This is a genomic window from Oligoflexus sp., assembly GCF_035638955.1.
Lineage (GTDB): Bacteria > Bdellovibrionota_B > Oligoflexia > Oligoflexales > Oligoflexaceae > Oligoflexus.
Genome location: NZ_DASQYZ010000050.1, coordinates 1 through 13,824, shown reverse-complemented (window position 1 = coordinate 13,824; position 13,824 = coordinate 1). Strand labels below are relative to the sequence as shown.

The following is a 13,824-nucleotide window of genomic DNA, read 5'->3' as shown; positions in this document are numbered from 1 at the left end:
ATCGCAAGGCTCTCAATTTGTCGCTCCATTCTTCTTGATAGCCATCAACTCTCTATTGAAGTCGGCCATCATCTTTTGGGCCTGCGGATGATTCCTGGATATGATCAGGTGCATTTTGAGAACCAGATCCAAATCGGTTGGAATTATTTTCGCTTCTGTGCCCAGGATCTCTTTGGACACCGATGAAAAGTCTGCAAAATAGAAGTCGATTCTCTTTTCCTTGATCATTTTAAGGCATTGTGACAAGTCCGTGACGCGTGTGACGGTGACCTGCTCGTCGATGAAGAGTTGGCTTTGAAAGTGACTGCCGAGCAGATCACAGGCTTTCTTTCGACGTGCGCTCTGACGCGAAAAGAATTGCAGATCAGACGACGTCGGCACGACGACTCCACCGGCTGTGGAATCCAGAGTGTCGGAAAAAAGAAAATCCTTTTCACGCTCTTCATCCTGGAACCAGGGGAATGAAGCCAGGTACTTGCCGTTTTTGGTATCGGCGTAAGCTCGCTTCCGCGGCAGGAAACCAATTCTGACTTTCATACCCATGGCTTCAAACGTAGCCTTCACGAGCGCAGTCACCTTTCCGCCATTTGGTAATTTGGATCCACTGTAGGCGAGATAATTTTCAATTCCAGCGACCTCGACAGTTCCGGTGGCCTCCGCTGAGTCTGCTTTTGCAAAGCTTACTCCGATGCAACTGGCGAGCACGACCATGAGGGCTTGGTGCGCGGCTCGTTCTGTCCATCCTTGGATCATTTCATATTCCTTTAAGTTGGCCGCGGGCTGTGAATTCACACCATACTGCCTGGCTGGACTGATTCTAGCAGGAGTTGGACAGGGCATGGTAGCATCACCTTGAAATGTTGGCCCTGAAGCTCACGACCCGTTTGATGAAGCGATGATGAGTCCAAAGGACGAATAGAGTTACCAGGACTTGGTATTTCTGCTATTCGCAGGGAAACTTTTCAGAGGTCCCTGATGACGTTTCGCCTATTTCAGATCGTAAGTTTGGTTTCGCTCCTTTCCACCATGATGGCTTCAGGGTTGGCCCTGGCGCAAGGTCAGGTCAGAATCGTAGTCAGTGTGGACTGGGAGGGTCGGGAACTGCAGAGCCGCAATCTGCAGGCTATGCAGAAATTCCGGAAGGATTACCCTGAAATACCTTTGCAGCATTTCTTGAATGCGGCCTACTATACCAAGCCAGGGGCTGTTCCCAGTCAAATCACTCAGACGGTGCGCTCCGTTTTGCGTCCCGGCGATGAGGAAGGTCTTCATGTGCACGCGTGGCGTAGCTTGGTGCGAGCCTCAGGCGTGGCCTTCCGCACGGGACCATCCTTTGTGGAAGGTGAAGTTGACCTGAGGACCTGTACCGTGGATTGTGGCCACGATGTTGCCCTCACAGCTTATACCCAAACCGAATTGCAAAAAGTTTTGCGTTATAGCGTCTCCACTTTACAAAAACAGGGCTTTGCTCGGGCGACCAGCTTCCGCGCAGGTGGATGGCAGGCCAATTCCAAGGTCTTGCGGGCCCTGGCTGCTGAAGGTTTCCGAGTGGATTCGTCAGCCACCTACGCCGAATACCTGTTTGAGTCCTGGGGCGACGCCAACCTTTATAGCTTTGTCGGAAAACTCTGGCCTCAATCCCAGCCGACCAGCCAGCCTTATCGCATAAATCTTGGATCAGGATTGAACATTGTTGAACTGCCGAACAATGGTTGCCTCGCCGACTATATGGATGCTGAGGCGATCAGCACAGCCTTCATTCGCAACGTCGAATTACTGAAGCAGCAGCCTGACCGTGATGTTTATCTGTCCATAGGCTTCCATCAGGAGACCGCCGCCACCTATCTGCCCAACCTGCGAGGCGGTATAGATCAGATCATTGCCTATGCCAAGGCCAACAATATTCAGTATACATTTGAGATTCCGAACTTTTGATCCAACGGGCGGAGCGCTTCGGCGCTTCGGCGCTTTTGCCAGCCAAAATAACTCCGAGCGATTCGTTTTGGTTAAAAATACCTGCCAAATGCCTCTCTTTATACAAACGATGTCCATTGACCTAGCTCGTTCCGTCATTTAGATTCCACCCCCTTGTTTAATTTTTGATGAGATGACTTCATGCTGAAGATTCTATTGTTCGTTCTGTTTGCCAATGCCGCTTATGCTGGAAACACAAGTTTTTTGAATGAAACCGAAACCGCGAACCTGGTCCATGAGATCGATAACGTCTGTGGCGATTCCTGGTGCGCTGGTGATGTCAATTACCGCTTTGAAAAGCTGGTTTGCCAACCTTCGGAATGCTATTTCGATGTAAGCCTCTGGCCCAGAAATGAAGGCAACGAGCAGGATCGTCGCCAATATCGCTGCGAGCTCAAAGGGTTCACGTCGCGGAATGACCTGCTTCGCGACGCCACGTATTCGGATAAACTTTATGATGCAGTCAGCAGCTGCATTCAAAATGAAATCACCGTTAAGTTTCCATTGATCTATGTTCCCATGGCCAGTTCCTGCCTGAACAGCCTGCTGCAAAAACCCTATTACGCAAGCGCTGCGCATAGCGCCTACACTGACGTTTTCCATGAAACGCCGGATGCGGCCCAGGCGTCGAGCCAGACTTTGGGTCAAATGATCGAGGCTTATGCAAAAACAGACAGCAGCTGCTCATTGCAGTGGTATGCCGCCTTCAAAGACACGGCCCTATGTGAACGCATCGCAGGCCTTGGAGCCGTATGCTCGCTCGCCACCGATCAAGGCCGCTATGTCGTGCTCAAGGATTATGTTGATGGGGCCGCTGTGATCTATTCCACCCAAAAATCATCGATCTTTTCATTGGGTCAATTGAAGCCTGAAGCGCTTACCGTTCGCGTTCCTGACCCAGGCCTTTGCTATACGGAACTCTTGAACTTCGACGGCAAACAAAAGCCTTCGACACCATCCAGCAGTCTCGACCATCGCAGCTACTACGTCAGCGCTCAGGGCCTGAGCTTGAAATCTGATGCGCGCAGCAACGCGGCCGAGCTGATTACAAGGACCGTTACATCCTTGCATAAGCAGTCGCCGAAAAGCTGCAAGCTCAAGTCAACCAGCGTGAACCTGCCGGCAAATGTCTGCAAAAATATGGCTGGTGTGGATGTGTGTGTCATCGCCTCCACACAAACAGGAGGCTATTATATTGTGACCAAGGCCGATGCGAACGGCGCGTTTGTTACCTTTGTACGCTACGACTAAGATGAAAAAACCTTGATATGCGGTCACTCTCCGCCGTCAAGGTTCATTCCGAAATCAGCACGCGACGGGCGCGTCGCCGTATTGGCTTGATTGACAAAAAATGCACGTTATAAAAGAATAATGATCAGGAATCAGCCTAAGTTCATTATTCTTTTGGAACCATCTGCATGCCCTATTCCTCCATCCAACCTATTACGCTCGAGCTTATTGACTCTTCCGTGCCCTTGCTCTGGCCAGGAACTCAATGAGGCCCTCTTGAAATTATTTCACTCCATCCTTCTGACTCTGATAGGCTTCATTCTGAGCCTGTGTTCGTTCGGAAACCTTGCCGCCCAACCCCAGCAGCCCAGCCCGATCGCTTTGAACGAATTCAAACCCACGCCGATTCAAAATTTTACGTATTATGTGGATGCCAATGGAAAGCTGGAGGTGGGTGATGTCCTCCGCGCCGATATTCAGAATCAGTTCACTCCGTTTCTAAATGAGCCACTTGCACGTGGGTATACTGGGGCTCATTATTGGCTATCGGTCGTTATTCGCAATCCGACGGATCAGGAAACCTGGTACCTTGCGGCTGATCATCCGCTGCTCCAGGCTACAGTTTATCGTGTTCAGGCTCCTGGATCGGCCGTGCAGGCAGCGGCTTTGGATGAGCGCTACGCGATCAGCCGGCTGCAGCTTCTGCCCCAGCAGGAGGCTCACCTGCTGATCAAGGCCACGTCGCGGGCCACTCTGAGTCTTCAATTCAGATTCATGACCGAGTCCCAGCTTGCCCGGGAGCTGCACCGCGAAGCGTTACTCCTGGCTGTGATCGCCGGATGTTTTCTGGCCATGATTCTTTACAATCTGTTTCTCTATCTTTCGCTGCGTGATCGGGACTATCTTTATTATCTGTTTTTCGCCGTCATCAATTGCCATCTCGACCTTCTGACCGTTAATTTTCCCGCTGGGATCTGGACCTGGTTTGATATTCCGTGGTAGGATATTATCAACATCTATCGCCCTTTGGCTCCTATCGCCACGCTTCTCTTCGCTCGATCCTTTCTGCAGCTTGAGACGGATCATCCGAAACTGAATCGTTCCTTCCAGGTTTGCATTTTGGGCTTGTTACTGCTCATGGGGGCGAACGCCTTTGTGGAAACCGCCATGCTGATGACCGTGATCGATCTTTATTTCCTTGTCACCATAGGTTTGCTTTTTTACGCAGGCTTCCATCGTTTTCGGGAAAAATTTTCGCCTGCTCGATTCTACGTCGCTGGGCTGGGCATTTTTTTGATCGGAGTCGTGATCTGCCTGCTGCAGATGATGGGCTGGTTGCCAACGCATCCCCTCACCGTGAATGCCATTGTCGTGGCCCAGGGTGCGGAGATGATCCTGATGTCGCTGGCCCTGGGCGGGAAGGTGAAACTGCTGCAGGATGATAAAATGCGGGCTGAGGTGACGGCGCAGATCAAAGGCCATTTGCTTCGCATTATTTCGCACGATATTGCCAATCCTCTGACTGTTGTCAAAGGCCATTCCAGACGTCTGCAAAAAGATCTGCCTGCCAACCGATCCATCGAAAGTATCGTGCGCGGGGTGAATATGATCGAAGAGATCATGCACTTTGTGAGAAAAACCGAAGCTCTGAATCAGGGCATGGCCATGTCTATGACGTCAGTATCTCTGGCCGAAGTTTTTGCCAAACTGACTTTTCTCTTTGAAGAGAAGGCTCGCGATAAAGGGATTGAACTTAAATTCAGCCTCGAAAGTCCTGATCTGGCTGTTCATGCTGAGAAGGTGACGTTAAGCCATGAAGTTCTGGGCAATCTGCTGTCCAATGCCATCAAGTTTTCGTCCCCTGGTGGCACTGTACGCCTCGATGCCCGCCGGCATGAAAGCGATTCGATCCTGATTACAGTGCAGGATCAGGGCGTCGGGATGAGCCGCGAAACGTTATCACGACTCTTCGATCCTCATCAAAATCGCAGCGAACCCGGGACGGCAGGGGAGCAAGGTATCGGCTACGGCATGCCACTGGCCAAGGCCCTGCTGGATGCGTATGCAGCCATGATTGAGGTGGATAGCACGCCGGTCGCTCTGGACCCGGAGCGTTGTGGAACTATTTTTAGGATCTTTATTCGGGCTGCCAAGGGCATGTAAGCAGGACGGTTGGAAAGGCCGCCTGGGCCTGCCTTGTGTCGTGAAGACAAAGGTCAGCCCAGGGGGGGCGTTTGTCATGCACTTATTGCAGAGGAATGGTAACGATGGCCGCATCATCATTGCCGCCTTCGCTGCCTGCCCCTTTGAGGCCAACGATCACGGCTTTATCACCAGCCGGTGAGACGGCTGCGCCCCACAGGAAGTCAGCCGAGCCACCGAAGTCAAAAAGTTTCGCTCCACTTTCTGTGAAGCTGGTATCAGGCTGGCCATCCGTATTCAGAATTGCGGCCATACCATCGATAGTGGTTTCAGCGGTGCGACCACCACCGACGAGCAGAAGGCGCCCATCAGGAAGCGTCGTCAAATTCCGACCGTTATCATTGAAACCGTCGGCGTCGATACGAGCATAACCGTTCGTACCGTAAGTTGTATCGCGGGTCCCATCAGCCTTCACGCGCAAGGAGAGAAAGTCCAGGTTTTCCTGATCATTATTGCGGCCATAACCTACAGTCACAATGGAATCACCCTGAAGCACAGCGGAATAAACTTCCGTGACCGCGGTCAGCACGGCTTCACTATAGACGCCATTCGAGCCGAATGTCGTATCCAGTTGGCCGTTCGCATCCGTCCGATAGACAACAGGAACGACAGCAGGCGTGGCAAGTGCTGTATCACGCATATAGCCTGTGGCCAGGATCTGACCGCTCGGCAGGAGCAGAACTGTTTTGGGTGTCGCGCTCAGGTTACGGATGTCGAGCGTGGATTTTCCGTTGGTGCCAAAAGTCTGATCGAGCACACCGTCTGCGTTCAAGCGGACCAGAGCAAAATCGGTATCCGTGGCACCTGTGCGTTTTTGAGCCGCATGGACCAGGAGTCGGCCTGTGCTGTCGGCCGTCAAACCACCAAAGCTGTCGGCGACGAAAGCCGTGCCGTTCACTTCACCTTCGCTGAGATCCAGAGTGACCACACCATTGGTACCAAAGGTGCTATCCAGGCTTCCGTCGGTGTTGAAGCGAACCAGGGCAATGTCACGGTCCCTTGCGTCCTGCGCTCCAGCATGTTCCATTGTGCCGGCAATGACGATTTTTCCAGACGATTGCACAACGATACTGCGGGCCACTTCGCCGGAAGTTCCGGTGGCAGCATTATGAATGGCATAGCCGTTGGTGCCGAATGTTGTATCCAATGCGCCGTCAGCTTTAAATTTTGCCACGAGCATTTTGGAATCGGCGGTGGCGTCGGTGGTATCAGCAACGGATCCGGTCGCGTAGTAATTGCCCTGGCTGTCGAAGGCAACCCCGAAGAAGCGATCGTGACCGGTGGCAGAAACGGCGACAGTTTTCTGCGATGGCTCGCCCAAGGTGACGGTGGTTTCATTGTCGTTGGAATCACTATCGCCGCCGCAGCCGGCCAGTACGCCCAAAGCCAAAGCCCAGCTAAAGGCACCAAAATTCTTGACCATTTATCGAGTCTCCTCAGTTGTTCGAGGGATATGATAACGAAGTTGGGAATCATTTTCAAAGATAAAATTCCTTGGAAACTGGGACTGGGGCTGGTTCTGTGGCTGGTAGCCCTGTCCCTCTTTCTCTTGATGGGCCGTTTTCCACGTCGATTTGGATGCGGTTGAAAGCACTCGACGCAAGGCCTTACCGAAAAATCAGCCCCGCCAACCGCTCAAGACCACTTCGGTTCGTAGACCTATAATCGCAGCGATGCTGAAGAATTTACCTTCCTGCCGGCTTTGCCGTTAACGATAGAGAGGAGCAACATCCTTTATGAAATTCAGAAAATATTGGTTAATTTTACTCGCAGTCGCGCTTTTGCTCGGCAAAAGCACGGAAGCGTTGGCTGGCCCTGTGTTCGAAAGCCCCTGGCTTCTCACAGAAGATGAGCCTGCGGAATGGTCGCGCGATCAAGCCCTCGTTCATCCCGAGCAGCTGACCGGATGGAAGCCTTATACGGCGACCACCGTCCCGGCAGGCATCAATAAAACGATCTGGTTGCAAAACCAACTGCCCGTGATACAGGACCAACGGCAGGTGCTCTACTTTGCCAACGGCCTTGAAGACATTGCCGTCTATATCGACAATGTCCTGGTCTACAGCAGTGGCCTCTTTACCAAGGGCTGGGGCGATGTCAGTCCTCAGCGCTGGCACGCCATTCCACTGGGACCCGAGCATAGCCAACAGCTTTTGCAGATTCGAACCCACTATGCGTTGAGCTATGTCGTGCGCACTCTCTATCCTGTTATTCGGCCTCAGTCTGAAGCTTTGTCCGAACACACAAGTCGATCGTTCCCACTCATTTATCTTGCGGGCTGGTTCGGTCTCTTGGGATTTATGGTTCTGGCTGTGGCGCTGATGCGTCGGCAGGTTGACCTTTTCCTCTATTTTGGCCTCATGGCCGTCTCCGTTTCATCGTGGGTTCTCTTCAATCAGGATTCGCTCATCAAACCCTATACCGGGTTGCCGCCTAGGAGCTGGAGCTATTTTGATCTGATTGGCATCTATCTGTCAGGAGCCTGTTTAATTTCCTTTCTTTCCATTGTTGCTCAGTCCAAAAGCCGACTCATCCGCTTCGTTTTTTGGATGAACTGGGGCATGGCTTTAACGGTGGCATTGGCGTCGGCGTTCGCAGGCATCCATGCCTGGTATCTCCTTCCGCTTCTGCATATAGCGGTTTTTCCAGGTTTGCTGGCGCTCATACCCTTGATCATATGGTCCGCAGTCCATCGCAACACGGAAGCTCGCGTTCTGATGATCGGAAGCGTGGCCATTGCCTTATCATCCATTCACGACATTGTCCGCTATTCGTCCAATTTCAAGTCGCCTCTGACGACGATGATCCCCTTTGGGGGGCTGGTCATGCTTATGGCCATGCTCATGATTCTGATTCGACGCTACCAGGCGGAGCGTGATGCCGCTTTCCAGACCCAGGCCAGATTGCTTACTGATATTCAGGGCCTCAATGCGCAGCTTCAGGTGCATGTAGAAGAAGTCGAGGCGCTGGTCGAGGAGAAAACGAGGGAAATCGGTTCCATTCTGGGTCATATCCAACAGGGTATCTTTATGCTCATGGGTCCCGACCTTAAAATCCATGCGGAATATTCGCAGCATCTGGAAACCGTGCTCGATAATCAAGAAATTGCGCATCAAAGCTTTGAAAGCATCTTTTTGAATCGATGCCGGATGGGAGCAGATCAACGCAGCCGGATTAAAGCGGCTCTTGAGACCAGTTTGGGCGAGGAAATTTTCAACTTTGAAGTTAACGCAGCCAACCTGCCCCAGGAAGTTGTCTTCATCCATGATCAGGGGGACAAGATCCTGGAGCTTTCATGGTCCCCCATCGCCGACGAAAACAATCTCACAGATAAAATTTTGATTACGGCGCGGGATGTCACCAGTTTACGGCAGCTGCAGCTGACGGCCCGGCGTAATCAGGAAGAAATGCAGATCCTGCAGATCATATTGTCAGCCAAGCCCGAGCGCTTTGCCCGATTTTTAGATTCCAGTCTACAGATGCTGGCCAGAGCTGGTCAGGCCCTTGGTCACGCGCAGAGCCGGGATATTCAGAGCGCTTTCCGGGACCTCCATACCGTCAAGGGCAACGCTCGAACATTTGAATTGAACGAGCTGGCGAACATGATTCATGACGCAGAGAGGATGCTGCAGCAAAGTCTCCTGGCCTCGGCGAGGCCGAAACATCAGAACTTCACGACCATGATGGAGCCGATTCAGGCTAAAATTGAAGGTTATAAGAACCTGTTTGATAAGAGCATTCAGTTGAATTCAGGAACGGATCGCGCCGCCGTGGGCCGACAGGAGTTGGAACAGCTCTTTCAGGATACGAGTACGGCCGTTGCCGATCGACTCAGACGCTTCGAGGAACTTCTTCTACCCCAAATATTCACGCCCGCTGACGCTTTTTTTCGTGATATTGGCCAGAGTTTGGGGGAGCTGGCCTCGAATCTAGGCAAGCTTGCGCCCGAGCTTGCGATCGAAAGCCACGGTATTTACCTCACACAGGCGGCTGTCGATCTCCTTTCCGATTGTTTAGGCCATCTCCTCCGGAATGCTTTGGATCATGGCATTGAAAGCCCATCGGATCGTTTGACCGCCGGAAAATCGCCGAAGGGCCGACTTTTTCTGCAGTGTCGCCCTGAGGGAGAGGAGCTTGGAATCTATCTTCGGGATGACGGTCATGGACTGCACCTGCAAAAGATAAGGCAGCGTGCGCTCGATCGAGGCCTCGTGCAAGCCGATGAAGTTTTAACGGAAGCGCGAGTCGAACAACTCATATTTTCTTCTGGCTTCAGCACTAAAAATGAAGCGTCGCTCATTTCAGGACGTGGTGTGGGCCTGGATGCAGTTCGCGCCGCGCTCGAACATCATGGCGGCACTATCCGTATGCGGTTTACCAGCCGCGATGAGGTCCAAGGCGCCTGGCATTTTCATTTTGAGATGCACCTGCCTGCCGTTTCATTCATCGAAATTCCAAACCTGGGTCCCTCGTCTGTGACCCAACAGGCGTCGTGATGCAGGTCATTACGAGGCCTTCTGGAGCTTTCGCACCGGTTTTAAAATGGAATCGAGATGCACGCGGGCTTTCTCATAGCCGGGGTTATAGTGCAGGGCTCGTTTCAGACATTTCACCGCGTCCTCGGCTTGACCCAGGCGCCGATGCGAAAGGGCCAGGTTGAAGTAGATAAAGGGCTTGAGCTTGTCTGTGACCAGGGCTTTGAGAGCTGTATTATAAAGCGTGATGGCTTCTTCTATCTTGCCTTCTCGAACGGCGTGGACCGCGGCGTTGTTAAAAAAGCCTGCCGACTCCTCTTCCGACATGCTGCCTTTAAAAAGTTCCAAAGCCTCTTCCACTTTACCCTTGGCAAGGTGCACCTGACCCATTTGCTTGTGAGCGAGATCTTTCACCGAGGGATCGATATCGATCGCTTCCTGATAGCAGGCCATGGCTTTGTCCAGATCGCCTTTGCCGTAGAGGGCATCGCCCATCAGAATCAGCCGTTCTGGATTTTGGGGACTGAGCCCCTGGGCAGCCGCAATGCAGTTCAATGACTGTTCCCACTTGCCCTGTTTCATGAAGCACTTGGCCAGAAGATTCATGGCCCGCATATTTTGTGGCTCTTTCTTGAGCAACGTCTGGGCCATGTTTTCAGCTTCTGGATACTGTCCCTGGCGGAAGGCGAGGTTGCCAAACTCCAGCTTGATTCGTGGATCATGAGGGTAGCGTTCATGCAGATCCGTGACACGACGATCAATCTCGGTCTGATCATAGCGGAACTCACCTGACTTGAGTTCACGCATGAACGTGGCCAGCTCATTGCCATCGATCGACGCGACCATCATATCCAGTTCGTTGCCCAGGTTAAGGGATGCATTACCGATGGTGATGACTTTTTCCACTAACGCATCGCTGGCAAAGGCCAGGATGCTGGGCGTAATTTCAGGAACGACAAGAACCCTGAACAGGTCGATGGCCTGGCTCGTGTGCGAGAAGTTGAGGTGAAACTTCATGGTCTGACTATGCTCAATCGCATCCCAGTCATGCACCAGGACCCTGGGTTTAAAGGCGGCGATTGACGGAGTGACTTCGCTCTGCGCGCTGATGAAACTCACTTTGTATTCGGCTGCGGACAATGATTTGCGAATGACTTCGCGATTGCCCTGGGTGCAAAGCGACAAAACCCGTCGGTTCATTGCATTCGACATATAACACCACTCTGCAAAAATGCTTCGATCCGCGAAATACGGAGGTCCTCTCCTGCCTAACACAATACCCATCGGCGCGTCGTCCGCCGGCTTCCAATGCCCTCGATTGAGAGTCGATAAATGCAATCGGTATCCGGGGATAGAGAGTGTGCTGCATTAGGAAAACCTGACTCATTGCGGAGGAATGGAGGAGGAATAGGCACGACCCTTACCTCGCGTCAGAAAGTGGAATGCCTAAAACTCACGCTTGACTTCGATGCTTCCATCTTTGAGGGCGATCAGAGCAATGATTGGTTTGACGAAGCCTTGGGAACGAAGCTGCTTGGTGGCGTCATGACCGTTCATGACCGGCATTTGGATATCCATGATCACCAGATCATAAGATGCTTTCAGGGCCTTCTCCCCGCCTCTCGACCATTGCCTGCGATGTCCACCTTTGCACCGGCTATGGTGAGAAATCTGGAAATCATTTTCTGATTATCGGGGGTCCTGATTTCATGACTGATATTGGCCACGAAAATACTCTTGGCTGTGCTGGCATCTTCGGCTTTACGCAGCGCATCCTGCAAACGCTTTTGTTCGGTGATATCACGCGTTATTTTAACCCAGCCTACGAGCTGCCCTTCGGCGCTTTTGAGTACGGTCAGGACAACATTGGCCCAAAAATGTGACCCATCCTTGCGTCGCCGCCAGCCTTCACCGGTGTGACGTCCGTGCTTCGCGGCAAATTCCAGCTCCCATTCGGGCCGTACTGAGCTGCAAAGCCATTTGCAAATTTTTCCTGGTTTTGTCCGGCCTTGACTCGGTTTCGACCTCTCGCGCTCCATGTATCGATGATTTCCTGCTTTCTGGAATGCAAAATCATATCAATCCGCTGACCATCCTGCATGGGTCCCTCCGCATGGATCGGGCTGGTAAGGACAAACCCCTATTTATCCTGATGCAAATCGTTAGCCAAACGAAAGATTCTGAGGCGATCAAAATTTGTACAGCAGCCAATCATGCGTGAAAGGTATGAGACGCACGGCAAAAGATTCATCTTAAGTAACGGTTTCGGGGGTAAGATTTACCGATGGATGGCTTATCTCATATTCACTGGATGCAAACGTGCAAAAGCCAAGCAGACTCGACAATGAAGACGAACGACTGAATGAGCTTTTGGATTATAAAATCCTGGACACGGAATCCGAGCCTTCGTATGACGACATTGCCTTGCTGGCTTCGTCCATCTGCGGCGTGCCTGTTGCGCTCATCAGCCTCGTGGATAAGGATAGGCAGTGGTTTAAGGCCAAAGTGGGAACGGATACTTCAGAAACTGAACGCGATATTTCGTTCTGCGGTCACGCGATTCATGAAACTGAAATTTTTGTGGTTCCCGATGCCAAAGATGATAAACGCTTCTTTGACAATCCTCTGGTTGAATCCGGTTTTGTGAGGTTCTACGCAGGCGCTCCTCTGATGTCTGCCAATGGCTATGCCCTCGGAACTCTTTGTGTCATCGATCAAAAACCCCGAAGCCTAACAATCGAACAGATCAGTGCTCTCAAAGCCCTGGCTCGGCAAGTCTCACGAAATATGGAGTTGGGGCGGAGTCTGAGCATTCTCAATAAGAAGTACTCAGAAATCACCCATCTCTCGAAAATAGTTTCGAGGCAAAAAGCTGATCTGATCGAAGCGGCGAAGATCTCGGCCATAGGCACGTTGACAGCGGGCGTGGCGCATGAGGTGAATAATCCTTTGGCCATTATCCTGGGCAAGTGCCAGCGGGTCAAGAATGGGGTCACCAAGGGTACCTATGAAAAGGAAAAAATCCTCGATGATTTGTCGATCATTGAAAATAGTGTCAGTAGGATTTCGAATGTAACCAAGGGCATGCTGATGTTCTACGGTGCTTACGAGGACAGTGGGTTTTCGAATCTTGAAACCGGCACGATCCTCGACCAGGTTTTGGCCTTGTGTCGGGAAAGAATTAAGCTGGCTGGTATCACCTTGGAGCTGGTTGAGATCCCCGACATTCGGTTTGAGGGTTCAGCTGGACTGATCGTTCAGGTTCTGATCAACCTGATCAATAATGCTTTTGATGCCGTTCAATTTGAAGATAAGAAGTGGATCAGATTGTCGGTCTTTGATCAGGGTGAAAAGGTGATTTTCTCGGTGATGGACAGTGGACCTGGTATTCCCAAAGAAAATGTGCACCGTATCATGGACCCATTCTTTTCCACGAAAGAGGTGGGTAAAGGAATGGGTCTTGGCCTCAGCCTTTCAAAGGGTATTGCCGAAACTCACAACGGACGTCTCTACCTCGACACGGGGTCACAGCCTACGCATTTCGTGCTGGAAGTGCCTAAATCACAGATCGATAAAACCCACCATAAGCCCGCTGTTTGATAGCCTGCGAGGGCCGCGCCAGACTCATCCAAAAGGACGAAGGAAAAGATTCTTCCTGCGTGTAAATTTCGTTGTTTGGCAAAATCGTGCAGCCGCTTGCCTGCTTAGCAGCAGTTCTTGCGTTATCCATTCCAAGCAGCGGCTGCAATCACAAGGTGAACAAAACCTCGGCAAAGACCATGGATAGTCAGGCTGAAAAGCATCCGGCCAGCCTTAAGGCATCACTTTTCCGAACAGCTGAAAAGCTCGGAGGTCGTGGGGAACTGATCAACACTTTTCATACGCGTTTGTCGCAAACCTGTCTTTGTGGTGAAGTGAGGAAGAAAGCCCTGAGTGAACGCAC

10 protein-coding genes and 1 pseudogene are annotated in these 13,824 nt (G+C 51.8%); 6 read left to right on the top strand and 5 right to left on the bottom strand.

Going from position 1 to position 13,824, the window contains the following annotated elements; all coding sequences use genetic code 11:
• Window positions 1–12 precede the first annotated feature (12 nt).
• Entirely contained in the window at window positions 13–753 is a 741-nt protein-coding gene (locus tag VE954_RS05030; RefSeq protein WP_324950308.1) for a transporter substrate-binding domain-containing protein, read from the bottom strand.
• Window positions 754–975: 222 nt separating this feature from the next.
• On the opposite strand from VE954_RS05030, the gene VE954_RS05025 reads away from it, so the two are divergent.
• From VE954_RS05025 to VE954_RS05010, 4 genes and pseudogenes are all read left to right on the top strand, one after another.
• Entirely contained in the window at window positions 976–1,935 is a 960-nt protein-coding gene (locus tag VE954_RS05025) for a hypothetical protein (RefSeq protein ID WP_324950306.1), read from the top strand.
• A 180-nt stretch (window positions 1,936–2,115) separates the two neighbouring features.
• Window positions 2,116–3,225, top strand: coding sequence for a hypothetical protein (locus VE954_RS05020; RefSeq protein WP_324950304.1), 1,110 nt, complete (start codon window positions 2,116–2,118; stop codon window positions 3,223–3,225).
• A 120-nt stretch (window positions 3,226–3,345) separates the two neighbouring features.
• Window positions 3,346–4,608 (top strand): annotated as a pseudogene (locus tag VE954_RS05015) (7TMR-DISM family protein); the annotation flags it as partial.
• Entirely contained in the window at window positions 4,594–5,367 is a 774-nt protein-coding gene (locus tag VE954_RS05010) for a HAMP domain-containing sensor histidine kinase (protein ID WP_324950420.1), read from the top strand. The pseudogene VE954_RS05015 and the gene VE954_RS05010, both read left to right, overlap by 15 nt.
• Window positions 5,368–5,449: 82 nt before the next feature.
• On the opposite strand, the gene VE954_RS05005 is transcribed toward VE954_RS05010, so the two are convergent.
• Window positions 5,450–6,829 carry a hypothetical protein gene (locus VE954_RS05005; RefSeq protein WP_324950302.1) on the bottom strand — a complete coding sequence of 460 codons (1,380 nt, stop codon included), beginning with the start codon at window positions 6,827–6,829 and terminating at the stop codon, window positions 5,450–5,452.
• Between the two features lie 313 nt (window positions 6,830–7,142).
• Here VE954_RS05005 and VE954_RS05000 point away from each other — a divergent pair, with 313 nt between their 5' ends.
• A complete protein-coding gene (locus VE954_RS05000; RefSeq protein WP_324950300.1) occupies window positions 7,143–9,902 on the top strand; it encodes an ATP-binding protein in 2,760 nt (919 codons plus the stop codon).
• Between the two features lie 9 nt (window positions 9,903–9,911).
• On the opposite strand, the gene VE954_RS04995 is transcribed toward VE954_RS05000, so the two are convergent.
• From VE954_RS04995 to VE954_RS04985, 3 genes are all read right to left on the bottom strand, one after another.
• Window positions 9,912–11,093, bottom strand: a complete 1,182-nt coding sequence (locus VE954_RS04995; protein WP_324950298.1) for a tetratricopeptide repeat protein — start codon at window positions 11,091–11,093, stop codon at window positions 9,912–9,914.
• 234 nt (window positions 11,094–11,327) lie between these two features.
• Complete coding sequence (locus VE954_RS04990; protein WP_324950418.1) at window positions 11,328–11,486, bottom strand: response regulator; 159 nt, start codon at window positions 11,484–11,486, stop codon at window positions 11,328–11,330.
• A complete protein-coding gene (locus VE954_RS04985; protein WP_324950296.1) occupies window positions 11,483–11,920 on the bottom strand; it encodes a PAS domain S-box protein in 438 nt (145 codons plus the stop codon). Before VE954_RS04985 ends, VE954_RS04990 begins: the two co-directional genes overlap by 4 nt.
• Before the next feature lie 280 nt (window positions 11,921–12,200).
• On the opposite strand from VE954_RS04985, the gene VE954_RS04980 reads away from it, so the two are divergent.
• Window positions 12,201–13,481, top strand: coding sequence for a GAF domain-containing sensor histidine kinase (locus tag VE954_RS04980; protein WP_324950294.1), 1,281 nt, complete (start codon window positions 12,201–12,203; stop codon window positions 13,479–13,481).
• Window positions 13,482–13,824 lie beyond the last annotated feature (343 nt).

Excerpts from the sequence above, each read along its gene's own strand:
- VE954_RS05030 (WP_324950308.1), bottom strand. The coding sequence starts at position 753 with ATGATCCAAGGATGGACAGAACGAGCCGCGCACCAAGCCCTCATGGTC.
- VE954_RS05025 (WP_324950306.1), top strand. The coding sequence starts at position 976 with ATGACGTTTCGCCTATTTCAGATCGTAAGTTTGGTTTCGCTCCTTTCC.
- VE954_RS05020 (WP_324950304.1), top strand. The coding sequence starts at position 2,116 with ATGCTGAAGATTCTATTGTTCGTTCTGTTTGCCAATGCCGCTTATGCT.
- VE954_RS05010 (WP_324950420.1), top strand. The coding sequence starts at position 4,594 with ATGATCCTGATGTCGCTGGCCCTGGGCGGGAAGGTGAAACTGCTGCAG.
- VE954_RS05005 (WP_324950302.1), bottom strand. The coding sequence starts at position 6,829 with ATGGTCAAGAATTTTGGTGCCTTTAGCTGGGCTTTGGCTTTGGGCGTA.
- VE954_RS05000 (WP_324950300.1), top strand. The coding sequence starts at position 7,143 with ATGAAATTCAGAAAATATTGGTTAATTTTACTCGCAGTCGCGCTTTTG.
- VE954_RS04995 (WP_324950298.1), bottom strand. The coding sequence starts at position 11,093 with ATGTCGAATGCAATGAACCGACGGGTTTTGTCGCTTTGCACCCAGGGC.
- VE954_RS04985 (WP_324950296.1), bottom strand. The coding sequence starts at position 11,920 with ATGGAGCGCGAGAGGTCGAAACCGAGTCAAGGCCGGACAAAACCAGGA.